This window comes from Bacteroides sp. AN502(2024), assembly GCF_041227145.1.
In the GTDB taxonomy this organism is placed as follows: domain Bacteria; phylum Bacteroidota; class Bacteroidia; order Bacteroidales; family Bacteroidaceae; genus Bacteroides.
Map to the genome: position 1 here is coordinate 3,128,472 of NZ_JBGFSP010000003.1, position 14,090 is coordinate 3,142,561.

General features: G+C 42.5%; 8 protein-coding genes and 3 pseudogenes. 5 read left to right on the forward strand and 6 right to left on the reverse strand.

Translation table 11 applies throughout. The features are described from left to right. Nucleotides 1-12: 12 nt before the first annotated feature. From AB9N12_RS12135 to AB9N12_RS12145, 3 genes are all read right to left on the reverse strand, one after another. The gene (locus AB9N12_RS12135) at nt 13-213 is read right to left on the reverse strand and encodes a hypothetical protein (RefSeq protein ID WP_369892312.1); all 201 of its coding nucleotides are present in this window, start codon (nt 211-213) and stop codon (nt 13-15) included. Next, nucleotides 203-784, reverse strand: a complete 582-nt coding sequence (locus AB9N12_RS12140) for a zeta toxin family protein (RefSeq protein ID WP_369892313.1) — start codon at nt 782-784, stop codon at nt 203-205. The genes AB9N12_RS12135 and AB9N12_RS12140 overlap by 11 nt, the downstream gene beginning before the upstream one ends. Before the next feature lie 87 nt (nt 785-871). Further along, nucleotides 872-2,509, reverse strand: a complete 1,638-nt coding sequence (locus AB9N12_RS12145; RefSeq protein ID WP_369892314.1) for an ABC-F family ATP-binding cassette domain-containing protein — start codon at nt 2,507-2,509, stop codon at nt 872-874. 379 nt (nt 2,510-2,888) lie between these two features. Between AB9N12_RS12145 and AB9N12_RS12150 the strand changes: the two are divergent. The 5 genes and pseudogenes from AB9N12_RS12150 to AB9N12_RS12170 form a co-directional block, all read left to right on the forward strand. After that, nucleotides 2,889-3,131, forward strand: a pseudogene (locus AB9N12_RS12150) (DDE transposase); the annotation flags it as partial. Between the two features lie 653 nt (nt 3,132-3,784). Next, nucleotides 3,785-4,162 (forward strand): hypothetical protein, encoded by a 378-nt coding sequence (locus tag AB9N12_RS12155; RefSeq protein ID WP_369889012.1) that lies wholly within the window; start codon nt 3,785-3,787, stop codon nt 4,160-4,162. 35 nt (nt 4,163-4,197) lie between these two features. Beyond that, nucleotides 4,198-5,040 carry an IS3 family transposase gene (locus AB9N12_RS12160; RefSeq protein WP_369889013.1) on the forward strand — a complete coding sequence of 281 codons (843 nt, stop codon included), beginning with the start codon at nt 4,198-4,200 and terminating at the stop codon, nt 5,038-5,040. A 901-nt stretch (nt 5,041-5,941) separates the two neighbouring features. After that, nucleotides 5,942-6,130: a hypothetical protein gene (locus AB9N12_RS12165; RefSeq protein WP_369892315.1), complete on the forward strand. Its 189-nt coding sequence runs from the start codon at nt 5,942-5,944 to the stop codon at nt 6,128-6,130. A gap of 231 nt (nt 6,131-6,361) precedes the next feature. Continuing rightward, nucleotides 6,362-7,720, forward strand: coding sequence for a transposase (locus AB9N12_RS12170; protein ID WP_369889589.1), 1,359 nt, complete (start codon nt 6,362-6,364; stop codon nt 7,718-7,720). Nucleotides 7,721-7,852: 132 nt separating this feature from the next. Here AB9N12_RS12170 and AB9N12_RS12175 read toward each other — a convergent pair. The 3 genes and pseudogenes from AB9N12_RS12175 to AB9N12_RS12185 form a co-directional block, all read right to left on the reverse strand. Continuing rightward, nucleotides 7,853-8,836: pseudogene (locus tag AB9N12_RS12175) on the reverse strand (transposase). Then, nucleotides 8,802-9,188: a hypothetical protein gene (locus AB9N12_RS12180; RefSeq protein WP_369888972.1), complete on the reverse strand. Its 387-nt coding sequence runs from the start codon at nt 9,186-9,188 to the stop codon at nt 8,802-8,804. Before AB9N12_RS12180 ends, AB9N12_RS12175 begins: the two are co-directional and overlap by 35 nt. 315 nt (nt 9,189-9,503) lie before the next feature. Beyond that, nucleotides 9,504-14,042: pseudogene (locus AB9N12_RS12185) on the reverse strand (two-component regulator propeller domain-containing protein). Nucleotides 14,043-14,090: the final 48 nt, after the last annotated feature.

A 14,090-nucleotide genomic window follows, 5' to 3' on the forward strand; every position in this document is an offset into this window, starting at 1 on the left:
TCTTTAGAGAATTTATTTTTTTACTGATTCTTTTTCTTTTTTCAGTAAGCGTTCCAGCAATTCGGTTGCTGATACATAAATAACTTTTCCATCCGGTGTCCCCTGACTAAGGAGTGTACCATTACGAGCATTTTTCTCCAGCAACCGCTTTTCTGCTAATTGAAGGCCGCGCCGTAATTTATCGCTCAGTTCTTGTATTTCATTATTTGACATAATTCTTGATGCATTTAAACAGTTCAAGTTCATATATCCGGTTCTCGCCGTTTTGGTAACCTTCGGCTACAATCACTCGAGGAGAAACACTGTTATCCGCTAACAGCCAGTAGTCTACACGTGGCATATATATCTGAAACAGATTATTAATGCCTGCCTGATAACGGCGGTAGATGACGTCCATCGGTACATGATGTCCTCCTTCATTGACCCGTTGTAATACGCGGTTGACGGCAAGTTCAGGAGAATTCAGCCAAAAATAAATCAGGCTGATCTTATATCCGGCATTTTGAGCTCTTTGAATGAGCCGGGTATATGAACGGGTTGCTAATGTTGTCTCGACAGAGAAACTTACTTTAGAGGCTAATAGTTCATCCATGCGTTTCAACATCAGACGACCGGCTTCTATAGCCATACTTTCTGGATTAAAAGGTGATAAACCTTTGGCTATTTCATCCGCATTGACAAACTCTTTGCATAATAAAATTTCAGGCAGTACAGTATAGGAAGCCGTCGTTTTACCGGCTCCGTTACATCCACTTATAATGTACAACTGCCTTGTCCCATCCATTTTTTCTAAAGATCAGCTTTAAATGATGTTGCAAATATACAAATACTTTTATTTCATCTGTAGCCGATACCCTCTTTTTATTATTTATTATTTCTTTTCCAGTTCTTGTAGCGAATCCATTTTCTTCTTTTCGAGGAACTCATAGATACCGCAGAGATGTTCCGTAACCTTTTGATTACCGAACTCATACACCTTGCTAACCAGCCCGTCAAGGAAGTCACGGTCGTGTGAAACGACGATCAGTGTACCATCAAAATCCTGCAATGCCTGTTTCAGAATATCTTTCGTCTTCATGTCCAGATGATTTGTCGGTTCATCTAAAATCAGGAGGTTGACAGGTTCCAGCAACAATTTGATCATGGCCAGACGGGTACGCTCTCCACCCGAAAGCACTTTGACCTTTTTCATCGATTCCTCAGGACTTCCAAACATAAACGCTCCCAGCAAATCACGAATCTTGTTCCGGATATCCCCTTTGGCTACATCGTCAATCGTTTGGAAAACCGTTAGGTTCTCATCCATCAGTGAAGCCTGATTTTGAGCGAAATATCCGATTTGCACATTATGTCCGAGAGTTAATGTACCGTCATGTTCAATCTCTTTCATGATACACTTCACAAGCGTAGATTTACCTTCGCCGTTTTTACCGACAAAAGCCACCTTGTCACCACGCTCAATCGTCAGGTTGGCATTGCGGAACACCACTTTGTTTCCGTATGTCTTGCCCACTCCCTCCATGATGACCGGATAACTGCCCGAGCGGGGGGATGGAGGGAATTTCAGTCGCAATGCAGAAGTATCCTCTTCATCCACTTCCAGCAATTCCAGCTTCTCCAGCATTTTGACGCGGCTCTGCACCTGCAACGTCTTTGAATAAGTCCCTTTGAACCGTTCGATAAACTCTTTCGTTTCAGCAATCAATTTCTGCTGATCGTCATACGCTTTCTGTTGCTGTTCGCGACGCTCCTTACGCAGTTGCAGATATTGCGAGTAATTCACCTTGTAATCATAGATGCGTCCCATCGTCACTTCGATGGTGCGTGTGGTGATATTATCCACGAATTTGCGGTCGTGACTGATGACGACGACCGCTTTTCCGTTATTGATAAGGAACTCTTCCAGCCATTGGATGGATTCGATATCCAGGTGATTCGTCGGCTCATCGAGCAAGAGCACGTCCGGTTTCTGCAACAGCAATTTGGCAAGTTCGATGCGCATTCGCCATCCGCCGCTGAAGTCGCTCGTCTGGCGTTGGAAATCCACCCGGGTGAATCCTAATCCGAGCAATGCCTTTTCCACCTCCTCTTCATAATTTGTCGCGTCGATGGAATAAAACTTCTCGCTCAAGCCGGACACTTCCTCAATCAGCGCCATGTAACTGTCGCTCTCGTAATCCGTCCGTGTTTCAAGCTCCTTGTTCAGCTTTTCGATCTGCGCTTCCATCTCATGGAGATGTGAAAAAGCTTGCGCCGTTTCTTCAAACACCGTTCTTCCGTCTTCTGTCATCAGATGTTGAGGCAGATAGGCGACTACACAATCTTTGGGTGTGGACACTTTTCCACGTGTCGGTTGCCGCACACCTGCCAGGATTTTCAGTAGCGTACTTTTTCCCGCCCCGTTTTTACCCATCAGGGCGATGCGGTCTTTTTCATTAATCACGAAAGAAATATCAGAAAATAAAGTAGTGCCGCCAAACTCTACGGCCAGTCCGTCAACAGAAATCATACTATTCTTTTAAATTGAAGGCGCGAAGATAGCGAAATATATGATTCCGAACAAATGTATGATGTGATCTGCGTTAAGCGTTGACGAATCTCTGCTTTTTATTAAACCGTGTTATAAGTTAGCTTGCTTTGACCTGAAAATTTGGAGATGCCCCCAATGATATGGGTCCACCTGTAAAATTCCGTGTTTTTCCTATCCGCAATTATAAAGTGACACTTCATGTTCGTTGGCAGCGTTGGAAAAGTGCAGATGGCAAAAGCGTTTCTAAAGATTGGAAATTAGTAGCAGAAGGTATCCGACACTTACCCGAGTTTGCGTTTTTTAAGGATTGCTAGGAGAAATACCCGATTACGGGACGCTCTCTTGAAAAATACTTTCAGACCGTTTTCATGTTCAGAAGTTAGCGTGTGATGCGGTACAAGGAATACGTGTTGGGTATCGTTGGGAGGCTATCTAAGCAGATACTGATGCCCGGGAAAGGGAATATCCGGATATTAAACGAGCATACGGATTAAGTCATTCTTTAAGAATGATATTCAACAAACGTTCAATAAAAGCAGGAGCAAGAATGAATCTGGCAAGAGGGTATATGGAGGTATCTGATTTTGGGTTTGATTCATTCCGATGTCAAATTCTTCCTGTTTAACACTACTAAATTACAAAAAAATCAACTATATGTGTAACTTTCTAAACATGATTTTTTAATTTAATTCCGCCAACGGTTGGTAGTAAGAAAATAATAACACGACTCTTTCATTTAAGATAAAAATATAGCCATACTGCCCCTTACCCGGTCCAATGCGAACCGGGTAAGGGGTTGATGTTTGTCTGTCAGTCAATTATCTTTCTATCGAAATTCGTTTTGGTGGAACCAAGAATTTTCCTTCAGAAATGAATAACGGAGGAACCTATATTCGATTCCTATACAAAAGAATATATTTATGGTAATTATCTGCCATCTGCAACAATTCTGTTGTATTCGGCTGAAATACAATGGTCTATGTCGTTGCAGATACCTGTTGCAGATATGTTGCAGGTCAAGTATCTGCAACACGTCTGTTTTAGCTTATGAGAGTCTGACAACAAAGTGTTTTCATGCCTTGGAACAAAGTGTTTTCATGCCTTGGAACAAAGTATTTTCGCGCCTTGGAACAAAGTGTTTTCGTGTCTTGGAACAAAGTGTTTCGCGCTTTGGAACAAAGTGTTTTCATGCCTTGGAATGTCTTATACGGATTTAGGTTGACACCTTTTTAGAGACATAAAAAAAGAAAAATTATGTCTAAATTATCTCGTAAGATTTATTCTGAGACTTTCAAATTGGAAGTTCTCCGTGATTACTTCAGTAGCGGTTTGTCAATGTTTGCTACTGCCAAGAAATGGGGTTTACCCAACCATACTTATATTCTGCGTTGGCAAAAGTGTTATGCAATTGATTCGGATTCCTTATCTTTGTCCCCCGAACTTCTGTCAGATCTTCAAATGAAAAAGAATCCAAAATCAAAATCTAAAGAAGAACTTCTTGAAGCGGAAAATTTGCGTCTGAGAAAGGCTTTGGAACTTGAAAAACTTCGTTCCCATGCCTTTGAAAGACTGATTGAACTCACAGAAAGAGAAGAAGGGATTTCCATCTTAAAAAAAGATGGTGCCAAATAGTCACCGGCCTTCGTGAAGAGTTTCCTCACATCAGTGTGAAAACCCTTTGCGGACTGTTTGGCATGTCTTCCCAGGCCTATTACAAAAAGAAAAAAAATCTTTTGTCGCGTCATCAGATCAGAACAGCCATCTTGGATGCCGTCTTCTTCTACCGCTCAAAGGCTCCGGGCATCGGTGGTTTGAAATTATACCATGAGCTCCGCTCCCTTTATGGAAGCGAGATAACCGGAGGGCGGGATGCCTTCCTTCATCTGCTGCGTTCGGAACGCCTTATGCTGCCCCCGAAGAAACCCAGGCATACGACGGACTCCCACCATCTTTACAAGAAGTATCCGAATCTGATCAAGGGGGTAACGGCACAATACCCGAACCATATCTGGGTATGTGACATCACTTACATCTGGATTGAAGGTGGCGTATGCTACCTCCATCTTGTAACGGACATGTACTCACATGCCGTTTTAGGATGGGTGCTCTCTCCCAGTTTGCATGCCGAATATACGCTACAGGCACTGGAACAGGCCATCAATGAGGCTGGAGGTGGCAATCTTTGCGGCACAATCCACCATTCCGACCGGGGGGTACAGTATGCCTGCGATGCCTATATCGACACACTGGTCACTCATCATATACGTGTGAGCATGACTGAAGATTACAACCCGACGGACAATGCGGTAGCAGAAAGGATGAATGGCATCCTGAAAACGGAATGGATATACGGCATGTCGCTGTTCAGGGATAAAGAGATGGCACGGGAGCAGATTACGCGAATGATTGACTTCTATAATAATGGACGACCGCATATGAGCATAGGTATGAAAAAACCCATGGACGTATATCATGGAGAGGTGCCGGGAAAATCATTGTGGAAAAAATAAGGTTCCATATGATAAATAAATACTATATTTGCGATACCGAGAACCCGGGACATGACGGTTTAAGCCATTGTCTCACAAAAGCCAATAGGGTGTCGAACCCTATTGACTTTTACCGAGAGCCCGAGCACACTCAGATTTGTCCATTGTTTTTACGTATGACAACTATCTTAGGAGCAAAGGGAAGAAACTAACAACTGTTTTAGTTATGAATAACAGAATGTGACAACTTATTTAGTAACTAGCCTCTAAAAGTGACAACCATTTCTAGTATAAGTCAGAACAAAGTGTTTCGCGCCTTGAAACAAAGTGTTTTGCGCCTTGAAACAAAGTGTTTTGCGCCTTGAAACAAAGTGTTTCAAGTAATTGAACTTGGTTGCGCTGAACATGAACACATAGTACGTAGTGAGTAGTAAACTGTACTAATCCGGTATTTGAATGATATGTTGCAGATAACTTTATCTGCAACCATCTGCAACAGGTATCTGCAACAGTATAAGTTGTTTGTATTCATCGATTTAGCATGATTTTGTTGCAGATGGCAGATGTTTTGTGCTTTACAAACATAGAGAGGAACTCCCGGTATGATGTCTTTCTGCATTGACATGGCGTCGGCTGTGACTGTCTTGCCGGAAATGTCGATTTTGTCAATTAGCAGGGGGACAGCCTTTATTTCATTGTTTTTTCCTAACAGACCTAAAATAAGACTCTTTTTGAGAGAACAAAACAGTTTTAAATGAAAGAACCATGAATTAATAATGAGAAAAATGTGATAAATATTTCATTTTACGGATAGTTCTCTTACTTTTGTTCTCTTGATAAAGTACTTCACGAAGCACAATCAAATCTTGAAAATATGCTGATAGATCAGATTGTATTTCGCGATTCTGTGTATGTCCTTAATATGAGTAAGGAAGAAGCTATTTTAATTACTGCATTTTGTAAATGTGAAAAAGATGTTCATGATGTAATATCTAAGAATAAAAGTTTCGTAGAATGTATTATTAATGGTGAATTTGAAGGCCAATCAATAGAAAAAGAAAGAACCTATTATGGAAAGGGATTTTTATTTGATAGTGATATAATATGTTAAGTTACTACATTGAAGAAAAACATTTTATTCATTTTATGCTGCTTATTATCTATTCCGATATACGCGCAATCCGTAGAAGACACTCATTAGGGACATTCATTAAATATTATAAAATGAGCCAACTAATTCATACACAAATTATTGCGAATTAGTTGGCTTTTTAGTATCTTTAGGTATTCCCCCGAAAACAAGGTTTGACGGCCCAAACGGGGGAAATTCCCCAACTAAGATATGGCTAAGATACAAAAAATTTCAGAAATCCACCCAACTTTGGGCTTTACAGAATTTGATATTCTGGAAAAATGCCGCAAGAGTTTTCATGAGAGTGAGCTTGGCAGGCTTCATTCGGTCTTTCCATTTGATCGTATGGCAAAAGCCGCAGGCCTGTCTGAACAACGTTTGGGCCGCAGGAACATATTCAGTCCTTCCGCAAAGATCGCCCTTATGGTCCTGAAGGCATACACCGGATTCTCCGACAGGAAACTGGTGGAACATCTGAACGGGAACATACACTACCAGATGTTCTGTGGCATCATGATCCCCCCGTCCCTTCCCATAACCAACTTCAAGATAGTCAGTGCCATCCGTAATGAGATAGCATCCCGCCTTGACATTGATTCCTTCCAGGAGATCCTGGCTTCACACTGGAAACCTTATCTTGATAACCTTCACGTCTGCATGACCGATGCCACATGCTATGAGAGCCACATGCGTTTTCCTACGGACATGAAACTCCTTTGGGAAAGCATCGAATGGCTCTACAGTCATATATGCCGGCATTGCAGGGATCTGGGCATAAGGCGTCCGCGCAACAAATACAGGAATGTGGCGGAATCCTATCTGTCCTACTGCAAGAAAAGAAAGAGGAGAGCTTCAAGGACAAGAATGCTTAAGCGCCGTATGATCAAGCTTCTTGAAAAGCTCCTCAGTCAAAGGGATGGGCTCCATAGCGAGTACGGTGCTTTACTCCGATATACGCAGGATTACCATAAGCGTCTTTCCATCATCAGAAAGGTGCTTGTACAGGAAAAGGAAATGTTTGAAGGGCGAAAAGTCAGTGACCGCATCATCAGCATCGACCGTCATTATGTACGTCCCATCGTCAGAGGCAAGGAAACCAAGTCCGTCGAGTTCGGTGCAAAGGTCAATAATATACAGATAGACGGCATATCGTTCATCGAACACCTCTCGTTCAAGGCTTTCAATGAGGGGATACGCTTGAAGGACTGTATCCGTATGCAGCAGAAGCTGATGAATGTAAGGGTAAGATGTGTGGCTGCCGATTCCATATATGCCAATAATGCCAACAGAAAGTTCTGTACTAAATATGGGATATCCACATCCTTTGTGCGCAAGGGAAGGGCGGGCAAAGATGAGCCTTTGAGGAAGGTGCTTAGAAGCGAACTCTCAAAAGAAAGGGCCACACGGCTTGAAGGAAGCTTCGGCACTCAAAAGCAACATTACTCGCTCGCAAGGATAAAGGCAAGGAACAAGAAGACGGAAATCCTGTGGATTTTCTTCGGAATACATACAGCAAATGCCATACTGATGATTGACAAGATCAGGAACAGAACGGGGAAAGCTGCATGATATGAGTTTACTGAAAGAATCAGAAGAGGTCAGAAGACTTCTTCCGGAACTTCATGTCTTGTCAGATAAGAGTATATGAGAATATGGGTCACCGGTAAAGTCTTGTGGGGTCATCGATAAAATCCTGTGGTTTTATGCATAAATTTTAGTTAGTCTATACAAGAAAAAGGGTATGTCTATAACCCCTCTAAGTTGTTCTCTGAACAGTTTAACTTTCGCATTAAATGATTCTGCTGCAGCATTTGATGCCCTATTAATATAGAAGTTTAGTATCTGCTCACTTCTGTCATATAATGTAGCAGCTATTGTGTTAAACGAGTCAAATCCAGATTGCTCTACTTCTTGATACCACTTCGCTAAATTGGTTCTTGCTCCTGCCTTTATCGATCGTTTATTAAAAATCATTCTTAAAGAATGACTAAGTGAATATGCCCGTTTAATATCCGGATATTCTCTGAATAAGACTGTAGCTCTGAGCTTCTGTGCTTCAGTCTATTTTTCAGCAGATTTGAAAAGCAGATACCGGCTCCTTGCCAATAATTCCTTGCGTGTATCACCATTCTCAAAGGTAAAAGGGGTATATTTCTTTTTCAGACCTTTAGCTTCCTGCCTGACATCAGTCTCTTCTTGTATAGCTTCCCAACGGTGTCCGATTCTAATTTCCTGTACAGCATCACACGCCAGCTTTTGAATATGGAAGCGATCTATCACACGGATAGCCGAGGTGAAACATCTGCGAACGATCTTGCGCATACTTTCTGACAAATCAAGAGTGACCTCCCGCACCATCCGAAGTGCTTCTTCAGGGATTTGTTCTAGCACAGCTATGACATCGTCAGCCTTGGTACCCTTGACAATAGCCACGATAGCACCTTTACCACCGTGTGCCTCTCTGTTGATGATTATAGTATATAACTCACCATTAGAAAGGGAAGTTTCATCAATACTCAAGTACGGTCCCAGGTTCTCGGAAAACAGCAGCCAGTTTGCGGCATGGGACAGTTGATCCCACATGCGGTAGTCACTTAGATACTCTTTATATTGCCGCTCAAACTGATCACCGTCAATATGATAATAACGTTCAAGAGAGCGGGCCGTAATCGGGTATTTCTCCAAGCAATCCTTTTAAAAAAGACGCGAATTCTTTTGAATGTCGCGTTCCCTGAGCGGTAAGCTCAAAAGTGTTACAGATGATAGAACCGGTTTCCTTGTCGAGCCATTTACGACGCCGTACACATAAGCTTACCTTACGGTCACGGATAGGAAAATCACGAATATAAACCGGAGGAAGAAAACCTTTGGACTCTAAAGAGTGAACCCTAGAGGACAAGGGAGGAAGATTTTGCTCATCTAAATGAATGGTTAACATTTCAGCGGTGTTCTCTATTTTAACAATATCAAAACACTCCAACAGGTCAGCTGGGAGTATGAAGCGAGCAAGAACTAAAAGAGTATCGTAACTAGTCATAAGAGTTTTTTGAAGGCAAAGATAAGAATTGGAGAGAAGAAGACCACATGATTTTACCGGTGAACCGAGAATATACAGAAAAATGACAATAATAATGGCATATGAAGTGATTATACTCTATCATCTTCATATGCCATGGTATTTGGGGGGAACATTTACTGAATATTCCTAATTAGAAATCGAGGGTGTGTCAAAATTCCCTTTTGAGGAGATTACCCCTGCTATAGCTATCTGTAGCAGGGGTAAATCTTTATATCTAGGCATTATGACACACCCTCGAAATCGTTAAAATAGGACTTGTTAGACAGCCTCTTCTTATGATCTCCCCACTCTATCCCTATACTCCGTTGGTGTCATTCCCACTTGTGCCTTGAAGCATTTACTGAAATAGCGCGGATCGTTAATGCCGACCATATATGAAATCTGCGTCATATTAAACTCTCCGGTTTCTATTAATTATGTAGCCCGCTTGATACGCATTTCTTTGATAAATTCGATAGGTGCCAATCCGGTAAGCGTTTTCAATTTCTTGAAGAAGACAGAACGGCTGACAGCCAGTTCACGAACCAGATCATCCACCACCAGTTCTCCATTATCCATGTTCTGCTCCATCAATTCGACCAATTTATCCATAAACTTACGGTCGTTAGGAGACATTTCGAGAGTTGCAGGTGCAGTTTCGGACGTAACTTCTTCAGCAGAAGGCAGCTCCGTAGCTATATGCGCTTCCTCCTGACCGGCAGAAATATGAATGTGCATCAGACTATCCCGGTAGAAACTTTGCAGTTTCTTACGCTGCATCAACAGATTTTCCACACGAGCTTGCAGATAAGTTGCACTGAAAGGCTTCGTTATATAATCATCCGCACCATACTCCAGTCCCTCCAGTTTGCTTTCAATCGTAGTTTTGGCGGTAAGCAAGATAAGAGGTATATGGCTGGTCGTCATATCCGCACGCAGTTCGCGCGTCATTTCGATACCGTCTTTCTCAGGCATCATTACATCACTGATGATAACATCCGGCAGATACTTCAAAGCTTTGCTTGCCCCCTCCTTACCGTCAGCAGCTTCCACCACACGGTACATCGGAGAAAATATACTTCGCAAGAATTCACGTAATTCCTGATTATCTTCGACTAACAACATCAATTCTTTGGAGTTTTCATCTTTCGCACATTCTTCCCTATACCCATCTTCAGTCCTCTCCGAATCATCGCTTACCGGCATTTCAGGCTGAACGGAAGAATTGGCTCTATCCACTACTTCTCCCATTCTTGCCGGAGCATCCGCATCTTCCAGAATAAACTCGACCTCCTTATCGTAATGTTCTTTCCCCTTTAGGAAATCGACTTTGAAGCAACTCCCTTCTCCCAAATGGCTATCCACGGAAATAGTCGCTTTATGCATCTCTACCAACTCTTTCACCAATGAAAGTCCGATACCCGTGCTAGCCTGATTGAAAAGATTCTTATCCACCAGATTCTCAAAACGGACAAACAGTGACTTCTTTTTGTTTTCCGCAATACCGATACCCTGATCTTGCACACCGATAGAAACCGTACTTTCATCTTCACGGATAAACACTGTAATCATCTTGCCATTCGGCGTATACTTAAATGCATTGGAAAGCAAATTGAATACAATCTTTTCCAGCTTATCGGCATCCACCCAAAGATAAAGATGTTCCTTTTCAGTCTGGAACAGGAAATCAATCCGATGTTCTTCGGCCACAGCTTCAAAATTATCCATCACCTTACGAACGAAAAGTACAATATCCACCCGTTGCACCTGCATCTTCATCTTCTTATTCTGAATCTTACGGAAGTCCAATATCTGATTGACAAGACGAAGCATACGATTCGTGTTCCGTTCCACCACCACCAACTGTTCTCGAGCATCAGCCGGCAATCTATCGTTCTTCAAGATCTGTTCTACCGGACCGGCTATCAACGTAAGCGGAGTACGCAACTCATGCGATATATTCGTAAAGAAACGCAACTTTATATCCGATATCTGCTGTTCGACCGAAACCTCATGCTTCAACCGGTAAATGGTAAACAGGATATAAACGGCTACGAAAATAACAATCAGAATGAAAAGTACATAAAGTACGTAAGCCAACGGTGTCTCCCAGAAAGAAGGCAGAATAACAATATTCAGTATACGTTCATTATCCACCCACACACCGTCGCTATTTGTAGAACGGACACGGAGCACATACTCCCCTTTCGGAAGATTCGTATAAGTCACGCTACGTTGTTTGTCGGAAAAAGTCCACTGTTTCTCAAACCCGTCGAGAATATAAGCATACTGTATATTCTGGGGATTGGTATAATCGAGCGCAGCAAAATGGATGGAGAAAATATTCTCTTTGTGTGAAAGCACCAATTTATCCGTATCATCAATATCCACTTTCAACAAAGAGCTATTTCCAGGTGTAACATCCTCATTAGCCACCATCAGTTTGGAGAATACAATAGGTGGGATATAACTACTCTTACGAATAGAGTCGGGATTAAACAGAAAGACTCCGCCACTGGCACCGAAAAGCATACTTCCCTCAGCTGTCAATGCCGAAGCCGCTTCACTAAAACGTACCGGGAACGTAATACTACGTTCGTCATAACTCTCAAAACGTTCTTCAGAAGGGATAAACTTACAAATTCCATTCTCCGTGCTAATCCACAAATTCTGCTTACTGTCCTCGCGGATGGAAAGCAATACATCGGAAGGAAGTCCATCCAATACGGAATATGATTGAAACGTTCCGTGCCCATCCTTACTGATAGATAACAACTTGTTGAGTCCGCCCCCGAAGGTAGCCAGGTAAAGCTCCCCTTTCTTCGTGGAGATAATCCAATGCACATCATTATTACTCAAACTTTGCATATCATTCGGCATACGGGAGAAATGATAGAACTGTACATCCTCCGGTTTCTTAAAGTTCTCATCAAAAGCAACGGCACCCGTAGTTGTCCCTACCCACAAGTGTCCGTTATTATCAGAAGTAATGAAACGCGCTTTATAACAAGGATCAATAGGATACCCCTTCAAATTGTTCCGGTGATTGATAAATAATGTCTTCCCCGCCTCATTCTCCATGATATAATTGATACCTCCGGCAAAAGTAGCCAGCCAGATACGGCCATGATGATCTTCATAGACACAATAGACATTATTATCGCTCAAACTATACATATCCTCTTCGCGATGAAGATAACGAGTCAGCTTATAGGACATTCCGTTGGAAGAAATCGGATCGGCACGAACCAGTCCATCTCCTTTAGTAGCAATCCAGATAATACCTTTCGAATCCTGAATCACAAAATAAGCAGTTCCCGCCATGGGAGTGCCAGTGGTAGAAATAGTGCCGCTTTCGGTCAGATATCCTTTGTAGGTTTTATCAGCATCATACAGACGAAGCATACCATCTTTCAAGCCGACCCACAAATGCCCCCATTTGTCTTCACACAGGGCACGCACCTCATTATGCAACGATTCATGCTCATGCGGTATAGGAGTCATCATCGCAAAAGGAACATTTCGATAAGTCACCTTCTCCAATCCTTTAGAGTGGGTACAAAGCCATAGATTACCCTGTTTGTCGGAAAAAGCAGAATGAATCTTATTGGAAAAACGCCAGTCGCGGCTACCCAGTTCGTTATAGAAAGGAACCAATCTCTTTTTTTGAGGATCAAAATAAGAGAAACCTCCTCCGTAAGGATGTACCCAAAGATAGCCATTCACATCCTCATGAATATGAAAAGCCGGACGGGAACGCTCAGGATTACTGTATTCAATAAGCATCTGTTCGCGGGTCACCACTCCGGTCGATGGATTAAAATGGGCCACCACACCCGGTTCTTCCTGTTCGAACCACACTTCTGAGGAACAGTCTATGTAGGCTGACAGAATAGGCTTTGCAGGCAACTCCTTACAAGTCACGAATGAATAATGTACGTTTGTTTGAGTCCGCAGGTTATAAGTAAAGAAGCCGTCCGAATCAGTCGTAATCACAGAAACGTCCCGTGCAACGGGATGAATAGAGGTGATTCGTCCTTTCGTGGGAAGCTCAATCAAGGTAAATTCCCCGCTCTCTTTCCGATAAGACCAGATGCGTCCATGATCAGAGGCGAAACAAATATCCTTATCCCGTTCCTGCACCGCATAGAAAGACTGGTTCATTCCCCCGAACTTTCCTTTTGTTTCCGTAAAATAAGAAACAGGCACTTTTTCTCCGGGACGAATCATGCCAAGTCCGTTATCTGTCAGCAACCATTCATTACCGGCTTTATCCTGATGAACTTTGAAAACATGGAAGGAAGGTACCAATTCCGTTTTAGCGGAATAAATATCCCATGTCAAGCGATTATTCTCCTCCGGATGGGTCAGGATACGGATGGCTCCATCGTTTTCAGTCAGCAGCCAAACGGTTCCATTCGGCATTACTTCAATGGTATGTATGTTAAAGGCACTCCCCTCCTCTCCGGTAGCCGGTACCTGTTCGAAAGTTTCCGTTTTCGGGTCGAAACGATGGACACGGTTATCATAAGTCAACAGCCAGAGAAAGCCGTAACAGTCTTCGTACATACGGTCTACACGGTTATTGGTCAGACTGATGTAATTTCCCTGACGTGCCTTATACGTCTTGAACGCATATCCGTTGAAACGATTGATTCCATCCCAGGTGGCAAACCAAAGGTTGTCTTTATGATCCTGAAGAATATTCATCACCGTATTCTGCGACAGTCCGTCCTCGGTGGAGTAATGGGTAAAAAAACTGTTTGTCTGAGCCTGTACCGCTGTCCAGACAAGTAAACACGAAATAGCCAGATATAAGATTCTCTTCATCATCATTATTTCCTTAATAAATGTTACTTATAACGGAAGAACAAATATAAG